The following is a 20,302-nucleotide window of genomic DNA, read 5'->3' as shown; positions in this document are numbered from 1 at the left end:
GCGCTCGCCGGGAGGACTGTATCTTAGAATACATTTTATCCACCAAACCTAGGAGAGCCGAATCGATTTCAGAGAAAAGACTATACTGAAAATAATCAGCAGATCAGCACTGGATTTATAAGAGAAGCAAGATGAGAAAAAAATCGTTGTGGGTGGGATTATTAGTGGGATTTTGGTTTTGTCTGACTTGGATGGCATGGACACCCACAGCAGCCGCCTTTAGCGAAGAACAAAAATTATTACTACAATCTTGGCGATTAGTCAACCAATCTTATTATGATGACACCTTTAATCATCAAAACTGGTGGCAGGTGCGGGAACAATTCATCAAAAAACCCCTCAACGATCGGACGGCGGCCTATAATGCGATCGAACAGATGTTAGCTACTCTCGATGAACCCTTTACCCGTCTCTTGCGACCGGATCAATACCATAACCTACAAATTAGCACCACGGGGGAATTATCGGGGGTAGGACTGCAAATTAATATCAATCCTGACAATGGTTACTTAGAAGTGGTTGCCCCCCTTGCTGGTTCTCCTGCTGAGGCCGCTGGTTTAACTAGCCACGATCGCATTTTGTTTATTGATGGCATCGATACCACTACTTTAACCCTCGATGCGGCAGCATCCAAAATGCGCGGCACCCCCGGAACAGAAGTTTCCTTAGTCATTCTTCCCTATCAAAAAAGTCAACCAAAAACCCTATCTTTAACCCGTCAACGCATTTCTTTAAGTCCAGTGGTAGCGGTTTTAGATAAAAATTCTAGTTCCTTGCCCATCGGTTATGTGCGTTTAAATCAATTTAGTGCTAACGCTGCTAAAGAAGTCTCGGAAGCAGTGACAGATTTACAAAAACAAGGGGCCAAGGGTTATATTTTAGATTTAAGAAATAACCCCGGTGGTTTACTGCAAGCGGGCATAGAAATCGCTCGGATGTGGATTAATCAGGGAACGATCGTTTATACGGTTAATCGTGAGGGAATTGCCGATAGTTTTACCGCTTCTGGCAATGCTTTAACCGACTCGCCTTTAGTCGTTTTAGTCAATCAGGGAACCGCCAGCGCCAGCGAGATTTTAGCCGGAGCATTACAGGACAATCAACGAGGGGTTTTAGTGGGAGAAAAGACTTTCGGTAAGGGATTAATTCAGTCCCTATTTGAGTTACCCGATGGGGCAGGATTAGCGATTACTGTGGCTAAATATGAAACTCCCGCCCACCATGATATTCATAAGTTAGGAATTATCCCGGATCAAGTGGTGGCACAGGAACCGATCACATATCAGGAAATCGGCACCGAAAAAGATAGTCAATACCAAACGGCGATTCAGTTTTTAAACCAGAACACCGTTTTAGCCAAAGCTTCCTAAGTGGGGTTTTCAGTTATCAGTTACCAGTTATCAGTTACCAGTTATCAGATGCGAGTTTTCAGGATTCTTCGTTACTTGGTATAGTTCGATCGGGGGGCATAAATAGACTAAATCCTTATCTGGCAAGAGACTTAATTGATTAGTTCGTTAGAGAGGGAAAACAATTGACAAAGAGCGCATCAATGTCTTTATACATAAGGGTTTTATCCCTTATAGCCCTGTTTATTGCCTAAAACAAACAAAAAAAACCGTTTTCAATTTACTTTTTACTGGACGGCTACGCCGTGCCTTTGGCAACACTGAAAAAACTGCCCCACTTCCCACACCCCACGGCATAAATCGAACAAATTAGCCATTTTTTCCATCAATATCTAAATTAAGATGAAAACCTGTTTGATTTGGAGAGAATGCTAACATCGATTAGAATTTTCCCAGTCAGGGTTTTTCAGCCTTGCAACCTTAACTCATCCTTGATCTTAACGCCATGCAGAGATATATTCGATCGCCCCTAGCCCTAACCCTGAGCATCAGCCTCTTAGCTAATTTTTTAAGCGCTTGTAATAATGCCCAAACCCCGAATAACAACGCCTCTAGTCCCACCACCACTGCCCCCGGTGATGAGGGACTAAAATTAGGGGCTTTACTGCCCATTACTGGAGATTTAGCCGCTATTGGTCAAAATATGCCCGAAGCAGCCGCCCTAGCGGTGGAGACTATCAATGCCTGTGGTGGAGTCAATGGCAAACCCGTCACCCTCGTGAAAGAAGATGACCAAACCGATCCCGCTGCCGGTGCTTCAGCGATGACAAAACTAGCGGAGGTGGATAAAGTAGCTGGTGTGGTCGGTTCCTTTGCCAGTAGCGTCTCGGGAGCAGCCGTCGATGTGGCGGTGAGAAATAAAGTTATGTTAGTCTCTCCGGGTAGCACCAGTCCCGTATTTACTGACAGGGCGAAAAAAGGCGATTTTCAAGGTTTTTGGGCGCGGACGGCTCCCCCGGACACCTACCAAGCTCAAGCTTTAGCAGTCCTAGCTAAGAAAAAGGGTTTTCAAGATGTGGCCACTGTCGTTATCAATAACGATTATGGAGTCGGATTTGAACGGGAATTCGTGAGCGCTTTCGATAAATTAGGCGGCACTATCACTAATAAGGCAAATCCTGTCCGTTATGATCCGAAAGCTGCCACTCTCGATAGTGAAGCGGCGGCTGCCTTCGCTAATCAACCGGATGCTGTAGCGGCAGTCCTTTACGCTGAAACGGGCAGTTTATTACTACAAGCGGCCTATAAACAGGGGTTGACCAAAGGAGTTACTGTCCTCCTCACCGATGGGGTTTTTTCGGAAGATTTCACCAAACAGGTGGGAAAAGGAACCGATGGTAAGTCAATTATTGCTGGCGCCCTAGGTACAGTCCCGGGGGCCGACGGTCAAGCTTTAAGCGCTTTTACTACTCTTTGGAAGGAAAAAACTGGCAAGGATGTCACTGCTTTTGTTCCCCATACTTGGGATGCGGCCGTTTTATTGATGTTAGCAGCCGAGGCGGCTAAATCTAACACCGGTGAAGGGATTCAAAGCAAGATTCGTGAGGTGGCTAATGGTCCGGGGACGGAAGTAACCGATCCTTGTCAAGCTATGGAAATGATTCGCAAAGGCGAGGATATTAACTATCAGGGGGCCAGTGGCAATGTGGATATCGATGACAATGGCGATGTGGTTGGTAGTTACGATGTCTGGACTGTCAAGGATGACGGGACTCTCAAGGTTATCGATCAGGTGACACCCAATCAGTAATCAGTTATTAATTCAATTGTGGTCAATAATTTAATCATTCCAATCATAGTTGATGATTGGTGGTGCGTTACGACGGATTGTTAGCTTGAAGTTAAAGCAGAAATTTTTGCCGTCTAACGCACCCTACATTTTTCTGGATGTTGTTAAATTTTCTCTTGACAAAAGCCTCTTGACATGATATTATGTTCACGATGGAAAATGTGTGCGCCTACAGACCCTATTTTCAAGTCTCAATAATCGCCAATAAAAGCTTAGATAGCGATAATTTTTTTAAGTACCTAAGCAAAATTAATTACACATATCTAACCCCCTCTTGCCTTTTGCCTCTTGCCTTTTGCCTATCTTTACTAGGAAATTAATTTTGTACGACTACTTAAGAATTGAGAACCATGAACCATCAAAGAGAGTTTTATGTTGTCATTGAACGAGATGAGGATGGATATTATGTTGGGGAAGTTCCTCAACTTCGGGGTTGTTACAGTCAAGGGGAAACGATTGATGAATTGATGAAGAATATCAGGGAAGTGATTGAACTTTGCTTGGAAGATGACAATCCTGAAGATGTATCGAAGTTTGTTGGAATTGAAAAGGTGTCTATCTGATGCCCAGCAATTCTCATTTTAAGGTTTCATGACATTAAAACCCTTGCACCTAGAGAGGTTAATAATTCTTAACGAATCTCTAGATCGCTGAAACAACGCAAAATCGTTTCAAAATGAGAATTGCTGTCTGATGCCAGCAATTCTCATTTTGAAATAAATAGAGCATTAACCCCGATTTTGGCAGGGAAAATATAGTACGAAGCAACTATTTTCTAGAAGAGGCGAACAATAAAAAAAACAATTGGCTAGACAAATTAAGTATAAATACTCAAGCAATCAAAGAGGTTGGCTGAGAACGAACGGGGTTAAATCAGGAAGATAGTTCTGTTTTTAGAATAGGGAATTCAAGGGAAATAAAAATTTATAATTATTGTCAGCTAAGGTAAAATGGGTGAGATAGAAATCCACCAGCACGTCAAATTATTCCAAGATGGCTCAAAAAGCGGCAACCCTAGAAATTTCGGAATTAATGCAATTTTTCCATCAAGAATTAGATGATTTACCCGATGAGAGGAAACCTGGAAATAATAGAAAATATGAGATAAAAGATGCCGTGATGGCTGCATTTTCAGTCTTTTTTACTCAGTCGCCGTCTTTTTTAGACCATCAACGTTTAATGAAAAGCAATAAGGGAAAAGATAATGCTGAAAGTTTATTTTCAATTAAAAAAATTCCTGGGGATAATCAAATAAGAAATTTGTTAGATCCAGTGCCAGCATCTAATATCTCTAGGACTTTTCAAAAAGTCTATGAATGGTTAAAAGAAAAGGGAGTTTTGAAAAAGTTTCTCTACTTAGATGGAGAAATATTAGTGGCGTTAGATGGCACAGAATATTTCTCATCCAAGAAAATTAATTGCCCTCATTGTAACTGTCGTAATCATCGAAATGGAACTACAACTTATTTTCATGGCTGTGTCACACCGATAGTAGTTTCTCCTAAGCAAAAACAAGTAATTAATTTAGAGCCAGAATTCATTAAAAAACAAGATGGACATCAAAAACAAGACTGTGAAAATGCGGCCGTTAAAAGATGGTTAAATAGGAATCATAAAAATAAGTATGGTTATCCTGTAACTCTTTTAGGAGACGACTTATATTCTCACGAACCTGTTTGTGAATTAGCGATAAAACAAGGTTATAATTTTATTTTTGTTTGTTTGGAAACGTCGCATAAAACTTTATATGAATGGCTAGAATTTTTAGAAAAAAGTGGCGAAGTTAGGACCGTTGAAAAGAAACAATGGGATGGACGAAAAAATCTAATTTATCGTTATCGTTATGCTTCTAGAGTTCCCTTAAGAGAGGGGGACTCAAGTCTCGAAGTTAATTGGTGTGAAGTGACTGTTATTAATGAAAAAACCCAGAAAACTATCTACCAAAATAATTGGATAACTAATCATAAAATCACGGAAAATAATGTCGAAGAAATTGTCAAAGCTGGACGTAGCAGATGGAAAGTTGAAAATGAAGGCAATAACGTTCTTAAAAATCACGGTTATAATTTAGAGCATAACTTTGGTCATGGTCAGAATCATTTGTGCGAGTTCTTATTGTCTTTGAATTTACTAGCTTTTTTATTTCATACCGTGTTGGATTTAGTTAATTACACCTATCAAAAGATTCGTGAGCTATTAGTAACTAGGACTTCTTTCTTTAATGATATTCGTACCCTATTAAAATTTATTTGGTTTAAGAATTGGTCGGAATTTTTCTCATTTATTCTAACCGAATATGTCCCATTTAAAAAAGTAAATTCTAGTTAAAAATGTCGGCTCTTCGGGAATTGTTATGCAAATAATTAACTTAAAATAAAATGGCTCTACCGAACCTGTCATGTAAAACTATTAACAACTTATGCTTGTAAAGCTTGTATAGTAAAGCTTTGAGTTTTTGTTAGATTGATATTTATCAACTTTAGAGCATTGCTGGACAGAGAGGGAGCTTGGGGAATTTTCTACATTGTAAGTTCGGAAGAACCAATAAAATTCGATGAGAGCAACTACGCTCAAAAGTAGCTGAAGTTCATACAGGAAAGGACTTAAGGCACAAATAAGTTAATACCAAAAGATAGACAATTGAGTTAAGATTTGATATAATAGCCAAAAACCAGAGTATTTTACTTATGATACTTGACAAATTTTTGAACCTAGAAGGAACCTCTATTCAAGGCTATCTACACCTAGAAAATATCGGTATAGTTTGACCAGTCGAATCGAAAAATAAAAAAGCAGTCTGTCCTCGTTGTGGGTTAGAGAGCGATAAACTCCACCAAAATCATCGACATTTAGTCAAAGATTTACCGCTCTCAGGTCAACCAGTGTACCTACAAGTTAATCGTCGTCAATTTAAGTGCGGTAATTGTCAGAAACCCTTTAGCGAAGAGTTAGATTTTGTCGGCAAGAAACGAACCTATACGAAAAGACTAGCCGAGAATATACTCGAACAATTAAAATCAGGAGATATTTTAAATGTTAGCCGAAGAAATGACGTAACGGAAGAAGAGATTCAAAGAATGATAGAGGACATAGCTGAAGAAATTACAGAGACAGACCTATCGAAATTAAAAAGACTAGGAATTGATGAAATCGCTCTAGTCAAAGGACAAAAAAATTACTGTGCGGTTTTAGTAAATTTAGATACGGGAAAACTAATAGCTATTCTAGAGAAGCGAACACAAGAAGAATTGAGGGAAACGCTTACAGGGTGGGGAAAAGAGGTATTAGAGCAAATTGAAGAAGTCAGCATAGACCTTTGGTTGCCCTATAAAAATTTGGTGAAAGAATTGATGCCATCGGCCGAGGTAGTCGCCGATAGATTCCATGTAATGAAACAAATTAATCAAGAGTTAGACGAACAAAGAAAAGCAGAAAAAAGAGCCGTAGAAGCGCAGAAAAATAAAAAACAGAAAGCGGAAAAAGAAGCGAAGCTAGAAGTTTTAAAGCGAAGTAAATATAGCTTGTTAAAAAATGAAAAAGATTTAACGGAAACCCAAAAAATCAAACTAGAAGCTATCAAAGAAAATTTTCCAAATTTGAAAAAGATGCAGGAATTAAAGGAAGAATTTAGAAAGATTTATGAAACCTCAGAGAATCCGACAGAGGGAATGCTATCCATCTCGGAATGGTTGGCAAAATCCTCCAGTGTTTTTACTAAGAGTTGTCAAACAATCCGAAACTGGTTTGGAGAAATAATTAGTTATTTCGAGCAAAGGACAACAAATGGGGTGGTCGAGGGAATCAACAATAAACTTAAACTAATAAAACGGAGAGCCTATGGCTTTAGAAACTTTCGGAATTTTTGGGTTAGAAGTATGTTATCTTGGCATCTTGTCTGTTGATTTAGCATAAAGGGTAACGAAGAGCCTTATGTAATAAGTTTTACTCATTAAATGTCTGTTCCTTAACGAGAGCTTGATTTTTTTTTCTAAAAACAAGAAAGTCCTAACGCATTCTACCTAAAATTTTCTTAATAAATAGGCCATGAGCAATGTTTTTTCTAGCAGCAAAATAGGATTCTGAGTAGATGCGGTTTCTCCTTAGAGGTGACAATAAAAGAGCAGCAGAGGTGATGGTTTCGCCGGTCGTGCTTGTTAAATATATCTTTCTTATACTACACTTGTAACACCAATAGGTTTAGTATTCGGGAGAAAAAAATTATGCGGACAATCACACGCACCACCACTACCGATATGGAAGTCACCAGCATTCGTCTGGAAAGAGTCCTCAAGGACAAGCTGAAAGAGATTTCCGGCAATCAAGGTTATCAAGCACTCATTCGCGATGTCCTATGGAATTTCGTTCAGCAGAAATCAGGAGATTATCGACCTCAGTTTTCTGCTGCCGATATAAGGGCAGTATTTAACGCTACAGCTAGAAAAAAAGAGATTTGCGCCCTTACAGGCAAGTTAATCCCCGCTAATAAAACAATGTTGTTAGGTTTGACGATCCATGGTGATTTAGTTCCGTTGAGTACGGATATTTATGCCAATTAACTTAAAATAAGTTTGACTAGGGTGGGGCAGAATGTAGTATAGTTAGTCCTCACCCATAGAGATAAGGGAACAGACAATGCTGACGACTGATTAACGGACATTTTGAGCGATAAAATCTTCAATTAGCTGTTCTAAAGCAGCCGAGGAGGCGCGGGTAATCAGAAAACATCGAAACTCCTGGCCTTGACTGAGATATTGGGAATAGGCCGCCTGTAAAAAAGGTTTATAGCCGGGGTTTTTGCGAATATACACCTCAAAAAAGGCCAAAGATAGGGAATGAGCGTAACTATCGATCAGATAGGGTGCAGGCAGGGTAAGATCGGCTATGGATTCGATCGCTTCGTTAATTCCTGCATCTAGCACCGAAAAGTCAACGTGAGCTTGACCTTCAATCAGAGCTAAATATTTATTTTCGGTTTTGAGCAGGGGAAAAGAGCGCACCTGTTCAAAAATAGCGGGGGTAGCGGGATCGTAGGTTCCTGCCGCCACAAAAGTGGGAATTTCAATCTTAGCCAGTCCTTTAGCCCCGAAAATACTCCAATTAAACGGATTAACCGCAAAAATCGTTTTTATTCTCGGATCGCGAAAGTTGTATTCTTCTCGGGGTAAATCCAACGCACGACACTGCAGCAAGAGGGAGACATTGAGAAAAGCTAATCTTCTTTGGCAGTCCCGTTGTAAATTCTCGAAATCGATCGTCGCTCCACCTACAGCTAAGGCTGTATAACCGCCGAAGGAATGTCCACCAACTCCCACATTATCTAAATCTAATTGCCCCTGAAATTCTCCCGCGTTGCGTCTTTGCAATTCATCGATCACAAAAGATATGTCCAATGGACGATCGACAAATTCGTTGGTATAAAAAACCGTCCGCGATAAACCGGCGAGTAGATTTTGTACCTGTAGGGTATCGCTGCCGGGGTGTTGGGGCATAGCGACGAGATAACCGTAACTAGCAAAGTGTTCTGCGTGCCGGACAAAATCTTCGGGACGGGAAGCTAAACCGTGGGAAAAGACGATAACGGGGGTTTTCTGGGTTAATTGCCCCTTGGGTTTGACAATAATTAGATAAAGTTCCCTCTGACGACGGCTATCGGTTAAATCCAGCCGCATCTGTTCCACTTGTTGCGGTCCCGGTTGTCGGGGGTCGGTCATAGCGGTAAAATTAATTTCACCCGCCTTTTTCGCTTCTTCTAAGGATAATTGCGCCACCTTTTCCGTAAATACTGTGGTGGCTTTCAGGACGACATCGATCGCCCGGGCTAATCTTTGCACTTTTGTCACATCAATCTGCATATTAGTGGGCAGATTACGCAGCAGGCTAAGAATAGTTACCCCTCCCGGTTCAAAAGCTGATTTAACTAGGGCAGAACGCAGGGCAAATTTACCATTAATACCCCCTTGAATGGTGATCAGTTCCCCTAAAAGGTTGAGGATATCTTCCCCCATTGTGGTGTTAAAAAAGCGCGAGATCAGGACGGGATTAATTTCTTTACTTGTGGTTAAAGCTTGCCGAAATTCTTTTTGTTGTTCGGCGGTTGTATTACCTAAATATTGTCTCAGATTAGCGTCAATTCTGCCAGTTTTGGCGAACTTTTCTAGGGAACTAATTTCTAGGGTACGACTAAAGGGCGCTAAGATAAAAGTGATTCTCTCGGCCGAGAGGACAGGGAAACTAGTCAGTATTGTTCCCAAGCAACCAAGAGCGATCAAGCGGCTAATTTTGGCTAATTGCAACAAGTTTTTCGGCTCCTTTTCTTTCTGCGTTCCTATTCCCTCTGGATTATAACAGTAACTTCGCAGTTTTTAACGTTTTTTTTGCTTGACTATCAACAAAAATTATCAATTTACCTCGATCGATAATCTTGACCTAGAATAATGGGTAACAAGTCTCGAAAATTTCCATCTTGCCGATTTTAAGCTACTCACCGCTCATGATTTCAGGGTAAAAATGCCAAAGTTGCCACTACTTTCACCCCAAATTCTTCCTCAAAAACAGGTTTTTTATAGTCTAAACTCCACAATTCTAAAGCACAATCATCTTCAGCATTATTGGGAAAAAGGTGCAGATGTAGGGTTCTATATTCCGGATCATACTTACATTCAATCTTTTTAATTGCTCCTATTTGTCGTCGATCTAAAGCCACGGCCAAGCGCAGTATAGCACTTAAATGTCTGACCATATACTGATAATATTCCGTTAATTTCATAAAATCATCGTGTCTTTTCTTCGGTTTACTTTTGCGGTGATAACGAGCGATATTAGCGATAACTTCTAACTCTGTTTCTGTATAGCCCAACAGTTCACCATTGCGAATTAAATAATAGGAATGTTTATGATGGGCAGCATGACTAACATATAAACCACTATTATGTAAAATTGCCGCCGCCCATAATAAATCTTTAGCCTCCTGATTCCAAGAATGTAATTGTGCTTGGGTTTGCTCGAACAAAGACAGGGAAAATGTCGCTATTCTCTCGGCCGATTCTAAATTAACTTGATACTTTTTCGCTATTTTCAAGACACTGCGCTGACGGATTTCACTCTGATAAAGTAACCGATTATCAATTAACCCGTGCGTCAGCATCCAATCGACGATTACTCCTTCTCGCAGGGCCCTTTCACAGAGAACTAACTTATCAATATCTAACATGGTCATCGCTTCCAAAAGCACGATCGAACCAGCTAGAATTATCTCGGCCCGTTTATCGGACATCCCCAGAATTGCCAGTCTTTGGTGATAGTCCAAAGTGGCGAAACGTTTGACCAATTCTTTGACATCTTTGCGGGTTAATTGATAACCATTTAAAGGATTAGGAATTTCTCCTAATTTCTCCAGAGCATGGATAGTCATCAAAGTTTCGATCGTCCCAGAAGTTCCCACTAAACGCGGTACTTCTCCCACCTGTAAATGATGTTTAATTTCCTCTACTGCCCGCTCCAACATTCCCCTGGTGTATGCTCTTAAATAGGCTAATTCTGTGGTACTAATAGGATCGGTAGTAATGAAATCTTGCGTCAAACGTACCGCGCCGATTTTGGTACTACTAAGAAAGCGAATTTCTTGACTATCGGCTAAGATTAATTCTGTGGAACCGCCACCAATATCGATAATAATATGGGCTTGATTTTGGAAATCCATCCCCGAGACGACACCGAGATAAATCCGGCGCGCTTCCTCCTGTCCCGATATAAGATTTACGGAAATACCGACTTCTTTCTCGATTAAAGCCAAAAATTCGTCGCCATTGGTCGCTTCCCGGGTGGCACTGGTGGCAACGGCAATAATCTGATCCGCATGGAGACTAATAGCTAGATCGTGACAGCGTTTTAAAGCGGCGATCGCTCTTTCCATGGCCGCTAGGGTTAATTTACCAGTTTTCCGATCTCGATCGCCCAGACGGACTGTATCCTTTTCTCGGGCAATAATCGTAAAAGCGGGTAAAGACGGTTCAATTTTCACCACTACCATGTGAACCGAATTCGTACCAATATCGATCGCCGCTAGGATTTGGACATCGGGGACTTTTGCTAGGGGCGCTAGTCCCCAATTGGGTGTAACTTGATTAGAAATATTCACCATCGCTTATCAGTGATCAGTTACCAGTCGGGGGATAGGTGTTAAGGCTGGTCTTATTATCCCTCTAATTGTCCGCCTCGGCGCTGCAATTTTAGCTTTTTATCGCAGTTATCCTATTCGTCAATATACAATTTTCGCTGCTCCAGAGCCAATTGCTGGAATTGCCCTTCCCCAAATTCTCCCTCCCTGGGACGGCGCTCTTCCTCGGACTCGACTAAATAGATATAATCACAATCAACCCCTTTTAAATTGGTATTTTCGGCGATTTTCCAAGCTTCGATACAAGCGCCCGTCAGGGTGGCTGCCTGTAAATTGGCTCTCATCACGTTACTATGGGCTAAATTAGCCCCTTCTAGATTAGCGTGGGCTAAATTGGCCTCACTGAAATTTGCCCTAGTCAGGTTGGCATTTTTGAAGTTAAACCCGTAAAGATTCACTCCACGAAAATTATAGCCAATATAAGCTTTATTTTCCCCTTGACCAGTAACCAGAAGATTTCTCATCCCAACTTCGGCTAAAATTGTCTTTTCCCAGCGCGCTCGATCGATGCCCGATACCAGATAAAATCGAGTTCTAGTTAAATCTTTTGCCCTTAAATCAGTGGCTTTTAACTGCGCTCCCGTGAAATCCGCTTCTTTAAGATTTGCCCCACAAAAACTTGTACCTTGACTGGCTAAAAAAGCAATTGCTATCGATTTCGTGATTGTTTCTCTCGATTCTTCTAGGGACAACCAGGCCAGATAAGCGGTGAATAAAGTACCACAAACCCCAACAATTAAAGCTATAGAAAAAGTTCCATTCATCACGGCTATTCCGGCTAATGCTCCTTGAAAGGCCAGTATAATTACTGTCAATAAAGTTAAAATTAAGCTGATGAAAATTGCTAGGATAAAACTTGTTGATTGACCAGAAATCAAGGATAAAACTAAGGGTAATCCCCCAACTCGCTGACGATAAAATATTCCGTAAATTAGGGATATAATTGTGATTATCACCGCACCAATGATTTTAAATAGGGTTACATCTGTCACCAGCATTAAAGCTAGATAATAACCAGCTAATCCCCACGGATAGCCGCAGACAGCCGCTATTAACCAAGAAATTAAAATTAACTTTAGCCGACCGCGCTTTAGTAATCCTGCCTTGGCCTCGGTAAATTTAGTTCCCTCTAAAATAGCCCCTTGAAAATTAGTACCACGCAGATCTGCTTGACTAAAATTCGCCCCCGATAAATTCTGTCCCTGAAAACACTGTCCTTTTAATTTTACTCCTGTAAAATTGCGTTTCCCTTTGTCATATAAATTTAGTACCTCACTTGCTTTCATAGAAATTACGAATATATGTTTTTTGCTTGATTAATTAATTTAATTCATAACAACTATTATCTTTTAAAAATTGGACTCAGTTATTTTTTGGCTATACTAAATCCGTTGAGTATAGGCTAAACAGGGTTTGCTGAATAAATCTAAAAACCTTGTTGGATAAAGTTTTTAGGCTTTTTTTCCCTCAAAAAGTGCCGACCATCGGAGTGATTGAGGGGAAATTTGGCTCTCTTGGATTTGGTGGGTAAAATGTATTCTAAGATACAGTCCTGCTGACGAGGGAGTGGAAGAAACCACAGAGACACAGAGGAAACAAAGATCGATCATAATGTAAGTTAAACTTATCACACAGAACCTAGAAGAGCCGAAATTTTAGGAACTTTTTCCCTGAAAATTCAGCATACCCTATTTAAATCCCTCATGCTAATATAGCGTTTCCCAATCTCATGAGGTACACCAAAATCTAACTCCCTACTCCCTACTCCCTACTCCTGACTCCTCAAAACCTAATACTTTGTACCTCACAACTATGGAAATTGCTATAGTTCCCTTTCCGGGATAGGAACCACCCGCATTAAGTAGTCGTGCAAAATAAATTTCCTAGTGAAGAAAGGCAAAAGGCAAGGGGGGGTTAGATATGTGTAATTAATTTTGCTTAGGTACTTATTTGCTAGAGTTCATGGACAAATCTTCTTAACCCAAACTGACCTTACATTTGCTCAAAAGCTATCTGCTTGGCACTGAATTTTTGATGCGTCGGGGACGCATCCCACGGACAAATCTCACCAATTTCCCCCTAAGCTTTAGGTTTTAAGTAAACTAGAGACTGTTGCCAAATTAAAGTGGGTTTATCGTAGTGATCAACCAAGTATAGACAGTTAACATCTTGCCAAAGGATGCGGCCAACGAGCAGATCATCGGTACTTAACTTAATTTCTACTTCCCGTTTCTCTTGAATATAGCTCTGCACTTGTTTAACACTCGGCAGACCAGGATCGAATTGAGACATAATGAGTTTATCGATGAGGTGTTCATCCTCTATTATTCCTGTTGAGTAGCTTTTATTGACGATGAAAATCCCCTTCACCAAATATCAGGGCCTGGGCAATGATTTTATTTTGATAGATAACCGTCACAGTCCCGAACCCCTGATCACACCAGAAATAGCTGTAGCTATGTGCGATCGACATTTTGGTATCGGCGCCGATGGCGTGATTTTTGCGCTTCCCGGCCAAGCAGCCACCGACTACACCATGAGAATTTTTAACTCTGATGGTTCGGAACCGGAAATGTGTGGTAACGGTATTCGCTGTCTAGCCCAATTTATCGCCCGTTTAGAGGCTAACAACGCCATTGGCCGCACCTATCGCATTCATACTCTAGCAGGAACGATTATTCCTCGTTTAGAGGCTAATGAACAGGTAACGGTTGATATGGGACCGCCGCAATTACTAGGCAGTGAAATCCCCACCACTTTAGTCAAGGGGTCTGAAAAAATCCTCGCTGTTCCCCTAGAGGTGGAGGGCAAAGATTGGTTAGTTACTTGCGTTAGTATGGGTAATCCCCACTGTGTCACTTTTGTGGATGATCTGCCCTCTATTCCCCTAGAAACTATCGGTCCAAAATTTGAGCATCATCCAGTTTTTCCCCAACGGACTAATGTGGAGTTCGTGGAAGTAGTCGCACCAGATTATATGAAGATGCGTGTCTGGGAAAGAGGAGCGGGAATTACTCTCGCTTGTGGTACTGGTGCTTGTGCTGTGGTGGTGGCGGCCGTGTTAACGGATAAATGCGATCGCCGTTGTACCGTGGAACTGCCCGGAGGTTGTCTTCAGATTCACTGGTCCCAAACCGATAACCGGGTTTACATGACCGGTCCTGCTAAAGCTGTTTTTGAGGGCATTTATGTATGGTATCTAAACTAACCCGTCTGGACGGGGATTGAACTCCCCGAACAGCGCGACGGGATTGTTAATTCTTAGAGACTGGTAATCCAAGCAATAATTCCTTTACCGGTTAAGACTTCAATGGCTAAAAGAGAGACAAAGCCAATCATAGCTAGTCTGCCATTCAATTTTTCAGCTTTTTTGGTAAAACCGAGACCGCTGGAACTATCAACGTACATTTTCGGTTCAACAGCAAAATTATTCAGTCTTCCTTGTTCTTCGGTGGTGTAGCCGCGGGCAGTCATGGGGAGGCTCCTTTTGTATGCTTATGTTAAGAAGCGTAACACATTGTTAAGTTATGTTGCAAATTTTAACAAAAAATTTCTGGAGACTCAGAAAAACTCGATTGGGTGGTCGTACTAAATCCTGTTTAAAAGGTATAGGAAAGTGGGGTGTGGGGAAGTGGGGAGCAGGGAGAAACAATTCATAACTCGAGAGTTAATCACACGATTTAAAACGGATTTGGGGTCAGTCAACGGTAAGATTCTAGGCTGTCAGGGTAGTGCTATAGTTCTACCTTATCTGGGTTTATTGAGTAAATTTTGCCTTTTTCTTGACAAATTACTCAGGTTATGGTACTAAAGAAGTGTAAACTCGATCGCCTAATCAGGGAAAAGACAAAGACTATCTTAAGGTCGCCAGAGGAGTCCCGTTAAACCGTACAGGAGTTAGCGGGAGATAAATTGCCGCCAAAAGCGAACCAGATTTTAGGAAGTCAAATGACCTTGAGTGAAGATACTAGAAAGGGTAAGTGTGGGGAGAATAGGGAAAAACCGCTAGGAAAAACCCGAATAAAATCTTAAGATGCGGATTGCCTAGTAGCCATAACGATTGCGCTCACTATTTTTGTAAATTCCATGGCAGAGATTAGCCCAGAGATCAACCTGATGCAGATAGCGACTATACTCAACCAATATCGATTTGAGATGAAAGGATATAAAGCGCAAGAATTAATCGAGCGCTGGTTGCCCACCTATTCGCTCAATTGGATTCGCATGGCGATTTTAGAGGCACTCTATCAGGGACGTTACAAAGTCATTTCGGTGGAGGAAATTCTCAAAATTTGGCACCGTCGCGGCCATCCTACCTTTCATTTTACGGGGGAATTCGAGCGCTTGGTTTGTAAAAACTTGCCAGATTCCCAGTTAAATGGCAAAAAAACAGCAGTTATCCCTAAACAGGAAAAGTTCAATATACTTTCTGCCACCCTTGAGCGGCCTTATCCAGAGCCACAAGCGGGAAAAACCGATAATAATGGCACAGTAGCCATGGGTAAAGACTCTTTATTCAACTTAGAAACTTCTCTTTTTGATGATCCTCGCAAAGGGATGAGTGATGTGGAGGAATTATTCTCGCAGTTAACCCCAGAAACGCCCAAATTCCCTGAATTAGAATCATTGCCTAAATCGCCTAACGGTCATGGAACTAGGGAGAATTTTTCGGCTAATTTTAAACCGGTAATCGATGAGTTTATCCCTTTGTTAGACCCTTCGGAATTATATCCCAAATTAAAAGCTGTGGCTCGATCGCAGTCTAAGTAGGGAGGGAGAAACGAGACAGGAGATAGGAGACTCCGAGACTCCGAGACAAATTCACCATACTTTTGCCTATTGCAAGAGTGCCTATTGCCGATGAATTCCCCGCCCTCAAGAAAAAAAATCGCCCTGACGATTAGAATAGAGTTAACTTTCCCCCTCCAGGCTCTGCTCAATTAATTAAATTATGACATCCTCCTATTTTGGTCTAGAAACCGAAGAAAATAAACTAATTAACTCTAATAATCTCTCGTTCGCCGCTTCTCTTGGTATTCATGGCCTACTTTTAGCGATTATCTTACCTAATTTCCTCAATAATCCAGTACAGGAGCCAAAAAAGGAGTTACGCAACGTCAATCTGATTGAATTGAACCCTCTAGAGCAGTCACGTCTTCCCAATCTCGACCCCTCCCTGTCCAGCTTACCGGAGCTGCCTAACCCCAATTCGTCCTCTTCCTCTTTGCCTCCTCTCCCCCCCATGGATGGTATCCATAACAGCACCTTACCTCCTTTACCCTCGGTTTCTTCCCTTCCCCCTTTACCTTCCTTACCTGCTTTACCTCCCCTCTCCTCCTTACCCTCCGTCAATATCTATTCTCCTCCCGTGGCATCTATCCCCTCCCTGGGTAGATTACCGATTCCTCGCAATTTTCCCACTTCTACCCCCAGTTTACCTGGTCCTCCTTCTGTTCCCACCCTGCGAGAGAATAACAATCTGCCGAGGGGGACTAATAATCAGCAGCCCCAGCCTTACTTTGATCCCTACCAAGATAATCTAACTTTAGATAGATTGCGAAATTCGCCCCGTAGTGCGTCGCAACAGGCACAGGAACAATTAAACAATTCCTTGGCCCGCACCCCGGAGCCAAATGGTCAATCGCCCCTTGATGAACAGCGTCGTCAACAATTAATGTGGGAAATGCGGGAACGTTTGCGCGCCCTGGAGGCGGATAAAAGCAATACGAGTAACGAGGAGGCCATGAGAAATCAGGTGGATTGGCTGGCCAGAGTCCAAAAAACCAATCCTAACGCATTAAATGAACTAAATCAGCCCAATCAGAGCAGCGGAGGCATAACTACCGTCAATTTGACCGGTAATTATCCCGCCACGGCTTGTTCCCGTCAATTAGCGGGGACGGCGGTTTATGGGGTTACGGTGGATGGTCAAGGCCGCCTCAGCAGTGAACCCCAGTTAATTAAAAGTGCTGGCTTCCCGATTTTCAATCAACAGGGGGCTAGGGAAGTACGCTTAACTCGCTTTAATAATCCTAGTGGTGAGTCGAGAATCTATCAAGTGCGCGTCAGTTTTGCCCCTAACCCGGAAGTGTGCCGAGGTGCGATCGCTAATCCCCCAAAACCGGAGGGTAGTAACCTCAATACCCGTAATGCTGCCCCCGCAACGCCGGCAATTGAAACCCCGCTTCGTCCCAATCAAACCCCGCAACCCGCCGTTAGTCCCCAACCGGATAACGTCAAGCCACCCGCAACCACAGGGACAAATCCAGCCCCAACCCAGCCAGAACCGCCCAAAGAAGCGATAATCGAGGAAAAAGCCCCGGAAACTTCTTCCCAACCCCCCGCTCTTAATCAGACGGAGGTTTCCCCCGCTAGTCCCCCCACTAGCCAAAATCCTCAACCCGTCAGCGAGGAAGCTTTGCCCCCCGGTCCGCCGGCGGAAGCTAAAACTGAACCAGAAAGTTAGGCCTTTTCAGTTATCAGTTATCAGTTATCAGTTATCAGTTATCAGTGATCAGTTATCAGTGATCAGTTATCAGTGATCAGTTATCAGTGATCAGTTATCAGTGATCAGTTATCAGATGTGAGTTTTAGGTTTACTGATTACAAGGGACGAATCTAAAACCTAATTTGTTAAGCTAAGTAGGGAGACACAATTATTTGTAGGATGGGTTAGCGGTAGCGTAACCCATGCGGGCGTTGGGTTTCATGCTTCAACCCAACCTACGTTCTTTTCAGTGATCAGTTATCGGTAATCAGATATGAGTTTTAAGTTCACTGATTACTGAAAAAAACTCTCATCTCCCTAGTCAATAATTCGATCCCCCCTGCCCCCCTTGATAAGGGGGGTGCCGATCCCCCCTTAGTCCCCCCTTGATAAGGGGGGCATCTGATAATTTTTAACGGCTACCTACTTATTTTTACTTAAATGATTTCCACTTCCCAGATACCCGATTCTTTTGTCTCACCTTGCCGTCGCGCCTCGGTTAGTCGTACTACCAAAGAAACCGATGTAGAGGTGACGATAGATCTTGATGGTAGCGGCAATTGTCGCGCCGAGACAGGAATTCCCTTTCTTGATCATATGTTGCAGCAAATCGCCTCCCACGCTGCGATCGATCTCGATGTACGCGCCACCGGAGATTTAGAAATTGATGACCATCACACCAATGAGGACGTGGGAATCACCCTCGGACAAGCTTTACTGCAAGCTTTGGGGGACAAAAAAGGTATCGTCCGTTTCGGGCATTTTGTCGCCCCTCTCGATGAAGCTTTAGTGCAGGTTGCCCTCGATTTTTCCGGTCGTCCCCACCTCAGTTATGGTCTAGAAATTCCCACCCAAAGAGTGGGAACCTACGATACTCAGCTAGTGCGGGAATTTTTTGTTGCTTTGGTCAATCACAGTCAAATGACCCTACATATTCGCCAATTAGACGGGATTAATTCCCATCATATTATTGAGGCTACTTTTAAAGCTTTTGCCCGGGCGATGAGTGGGGCCATAGCGATCGATCCCCGTCGCGCCGGTATAATTCCTAGTTCTAAGGGAGTTTTATAGAAGCACTGCTTAACCCGAATTGACGTTAGCTTAGAAGCCCATAATTTGAGCCACTTGGGTTAATTCGGGAGCAATCCCAGATTTTAGTTGATTATTGCTGTGTTTTACCGCCGAATCTGGGTCTTTTAGTCCATTTCCCGTTAAAACACACACTACGGTGGCCCCATCGGGAACCTGTTGATGCACTTTTAATAATCCTGCCACAGAAGCGGCGCTGGCCGGTTCACAGAAAACCCCCTCTTGGCCCCCTAAAATCCGATAGGCTGCCAATATTTCCTCATCGCTGACCGCGTGAAATTGCCCTTGACTAGCGTGACTAGCAGCCCAAGCTTTTTCCCAGTTAGCGGGGTTGCCGATACGGATAGCCGTGGCCAGGGTTTCGGGATGGTCAACTGGTTGTTTGGAGATAAAAGGGGCAGCCCCGGCAGCCTGAAAACCCATCATTTTCGGCAGCTGGTCACATTTGCCTATCTGGTGATACTGACAGAATCCCATCCAATAGGCGCTAATATTGCCCGCGTTACCCACGGGAATACATAACCAGTCGGGAGCATTACCCAAGACATCGACAATCTCGAAAGCGGCGGTTTTTTGACCCTCTAAACGGTAGGGATTGACGGAATTGACTAAAGTTACGGGATAATTTTCTGATAGTTGGCGGACAATCTTGAGGGCATCATCAAAGTTGCCATTAATAGCGATGACTTCGGCCCCGTACAATAAAGCCTGGGCTAATTTTCCTAAGGCCACATAACCGTCGGGGATAATCACAAAGGCCCGCATCCCCGCACGTCTTGCATAGGCTGCCGCCGCCGCCGAGGTGTTGCCGGTACTGGCACAAATCACCGCTTTTGCCCCTTCTTCCTTCGCTTTCGAGATGGCCATGGTCATACCGCGGTCTTTAAAGCTGCCGGTGGGATTTAAACCATCATATTTGACAAAAACCTTGACATCGCGCCCGATTTGTGCTGAGAGATAGGGGGCGGGGATCAGGGGTGTATTGCCTTCTAGGAGGGTAATTACAGGGGTTTTACTGCTTACGGGCAGAAATTGGCGATATTCTTCGATCAAACCGCGCCAGCCGCCGATAGACGAGGATTTAGTGGGTGATTGGGGGATCGATCGAGAAGTAATTGTCATAGCCTTAAGGATACAGATTTGATTAGATGGCCCAGCCTACTATTTTATCGAATAAGCAGTCCAAAAAATTAATCTCGATCGCCCGATTGGGATTCATGGGGTTTAAAACAGGGATGCGGGGAGATAAAAGGCAGTAAAAGTTAATAAATGACCTTTTTGGTCAAAAAATAGTTATTTTATCGCTATAAATCTGATTTTTTGCCCTTTTTGTCTTTCAGAGGTTGATTTAA

Annotated in this window: 14 protein-coding genes and 2 pseudogenes; 10 read left to right on the top strand and 6 right to left on the bottom strand. The window is 42.7% G+C overall.

Going from position 1 to position 20,302, the window contains the following annotated elements; genetic code table 11:
* The first annotated feature begins 131 nt into the window (after positions 1-131).
* The 6 genes and pseudogenes from ctpA (at position 132) to ACE3JL_RS14030 (ending at position 7,754) form a co-directional block, all read left to right on the top strand.
* Positions 132-1,370: a carboxyl-terminal processing protease CtpA gene (gene ctpA, locus ACE3JL_RS14055; RefSeq protein ID WP_271990309.1), complete on the top strand. Its 1,239-nt coding sequence runs from the start codon at positions 132-134 to the stop codon at positions 1,368-1,370.
* Positions 1,371-1,854: 484 nt separating this feature from the next.
* Positions 1,855-3,159: an ABC transporter substrate-binding protein gene (locus ACE3JL_RS14050; protein WP_375327746.1), complete on the top strand. Its 1,305-nt coding sequence runs from the start codon at positions 1,855-1,857 to the stop codon at positions 3,157-3,159.
* Between the two features lie 389 nt (positions 3,160-3,548).
* Positions 3,549-3,761 (top strand): type II toxin-antitoxin system HicB family antitoxin, encoded by a 213-nt coding sequence (locus ACE3JL_RS14045; protein ID WP_271954314.1) that lies wholly within the window; start codon positions 3,549-3,551, stop codon positions 3,759-3,761.
* A 430-nt stretch (positions 3,762-4,191) separates the two neighbouring features.
* A pseudogene (locus ACE3JL_RS14040) lies at positions 4,192-5,440 on the top strand (ISNCY family transposase).
* 445 nt (positions 5,441-5,885) lie between these two features.
* Positions 5,886-7,100: pseudogene (locus tag ACE3JL_RS14035) on the top strand (ISL3 family transposase).
* A gap of 318 nt (positions 7,101-7,418) precedes the next feature.
* Positions 7,419-7,754: a hypothetical protein gene (locus ACE3JL_RS14030; protein ID WP_271988913.1), complete on the top strand. Its 336-nt coding sequence runs from the start codon at positions 7,419-7,421 to the stop codon at positions 7,752-7,754.
* Between the two features lie 90 nt (positions 7,755-7,844).
* Here the strand turns inward: ACE3JL_RS14030 and ACE3JL_RS14025 are convergent, their stop codons facing one another.
* The 4 genes from ACE3JL_RS14025 to ACE3JL_RS14010 all read right to left on the bottom strand — a co-directional run bounded on the left by ACE3JL_RS14025 (position 7,845) and on the right by ACE3JL_RS14010 (position 13,666).
* Positions 7,845-9,494, bottom strand: coding sequence for an alpha/beta hydrolase (locus tag ACE3JL_RS14025; protein ID WP_271988912.1), 1,650 nt, complete (start codon positions 9,492-9,494; stop codon positions 7,845-7,847).
* A gap of 200 nt (positions 9,495-9,694) precedes the next feature.
* The gene (locus ACE3JL_RS14020; protein WP_375327745.1) at positions 9,695-11,338 is read right to left on the bottom strand and encodes a Ppx/GppA phosphatase family protein; all 1,644 of its coding nucleotides are present in this window, start codon (positions 11,336-11,338) and stop codon (positions 9,695-9,697) included.
* 110 nt (positions 11,339-11,448) lie between these two features.
* Complete coding sequence (locus ACE3JL_RS14015) at positions 11,449-12,660, bottom strand: pentapeptide repeat-containing protein (RefSeq protein ID WP_375327744.1); 1,212 nt, start codon at positions 12,658-12,660, stop codon at positions 11,449-11,451.
* 793 nt (positions 12,661-13,453) lie between these two features.
* Positions 13,454-13,666 carry a hypothetical protein gene (locus tag ACE3JL_RS14010; protein ID WP_002745690.1) on the bottom strand — a complete coding sequence of 71 codons (213 nt, stop codon included), beginning with the start codon at positions 13,664-13,666 and terminating at the stop codon, positions 13,454-13,456.
* A gap of 61 nt (positions 13,667-13,727) precedes the next feature.
* On the opposite strand from ACE3JL_RS14010, the gene dapF reads away from it, so the two are divergent.
* On the top strand, positions 13,728-14,582 hold the full coding sequence (gene dapF / locus ACE3JL_RS14005) for a diaminopimelate epimerase (RefSeq protein WP_375327743.1): 855 nt from the start codon (positions 13,728-13,730) through the stop codon (positions 14,580-14,582).
* 53 nt (positions 14,583-14,635) lie between these two features.
* On the opposite strand, the gene ACE3JL_RS14000 is transcribed toward dapF, so the two are convergent.
* On the bottom strand, positions 14,636-14,848 hold the full coding sequence (locus ACE3JL_RS14000) for a chlorophyll a/b-binding protein (protein WP_002801686.1): 213 nt from the start codon (positions 14,846-14,848) through the stop codon (positions 14,636-14,638).
* Between the two features lie 612 nt (positions 14,849-15,460).
* On the opposite strand from ACE3JL_RS14000, the gene ACE3JL_RS13995 reads away from it, so the two are divergent.
* The 3 genes from ACE3JL_RS13995 (at position 15,461) to hisB (ending at position 18,932) form a co-directional block, all read left to right on the top strand.
* Positions 15,461-16,144, top strand: coding sequence for a hypothetical protein (locus ACE3JL_RS13995; RefSeq protein ID WP_375327742.1), 684 nt, complete (start codon positions 15,461-15,463; stop codon positions 16,142-16,144).
* A gap of 181 nt (positions 16,145-16,325) precedes the next feature.
* Positions 16,326-17,840: a TonB protein gene (locus ACE3JL_RS13990; RefSeq protein ID WP_375327741.1), complete on the top strand. Its 1,515-nt coding sequence runs from the start codon at positions 16,326-16,328 to the stop codon at positions 17,838-17,840.
* A gap of 462 nt (positions 17,841-18,302) precedes the next feature.
* Positions 18,303-18,932 (top strand): imidazoleglycerol-phosphate dehydratase HisB, encoded by a 630-nt coding sequence (gene hisB, locus ACE3JL_RS13985; protein WP_271988905.1) that lies wholly within the window; start codon positions 18,303-18,305, stop codon positions 18,930-18,932.
* A gap of 30 nt (positions 18,933-18,962) precedes the next feature.
* Here hisB and thrC read toward each other — a convergent pair whose 3' ends face one another.
* A complete protein-coding gene (gene thrC / locus ACE3JL_RS13980; protein ID WP_375327740.1) occupies positions 18,963-20,072 on the bottom strand; it encodes a threonine synthase in 1,110 nt (369 codons plus the stop codon).
* Between the last annotated feature and the right edge of the window lie 230 nt (positions 20,073-20,302).

The sequence above is a fragment of the Microcystis sp. BLCC-F210 genome, assembly GCF_042134685.1.
In the GTDB taxonomy this organism is placed as follows: Bacteria; Cyanobacteriota; Cyanobacteriia; order Cyanobacteriales; family Microcystaceae; genus Microcystis; species Microcystis aeruginosa_D.
This window is presented reverse-complemented; position numbering and strand designations above follow the sequence as displayed.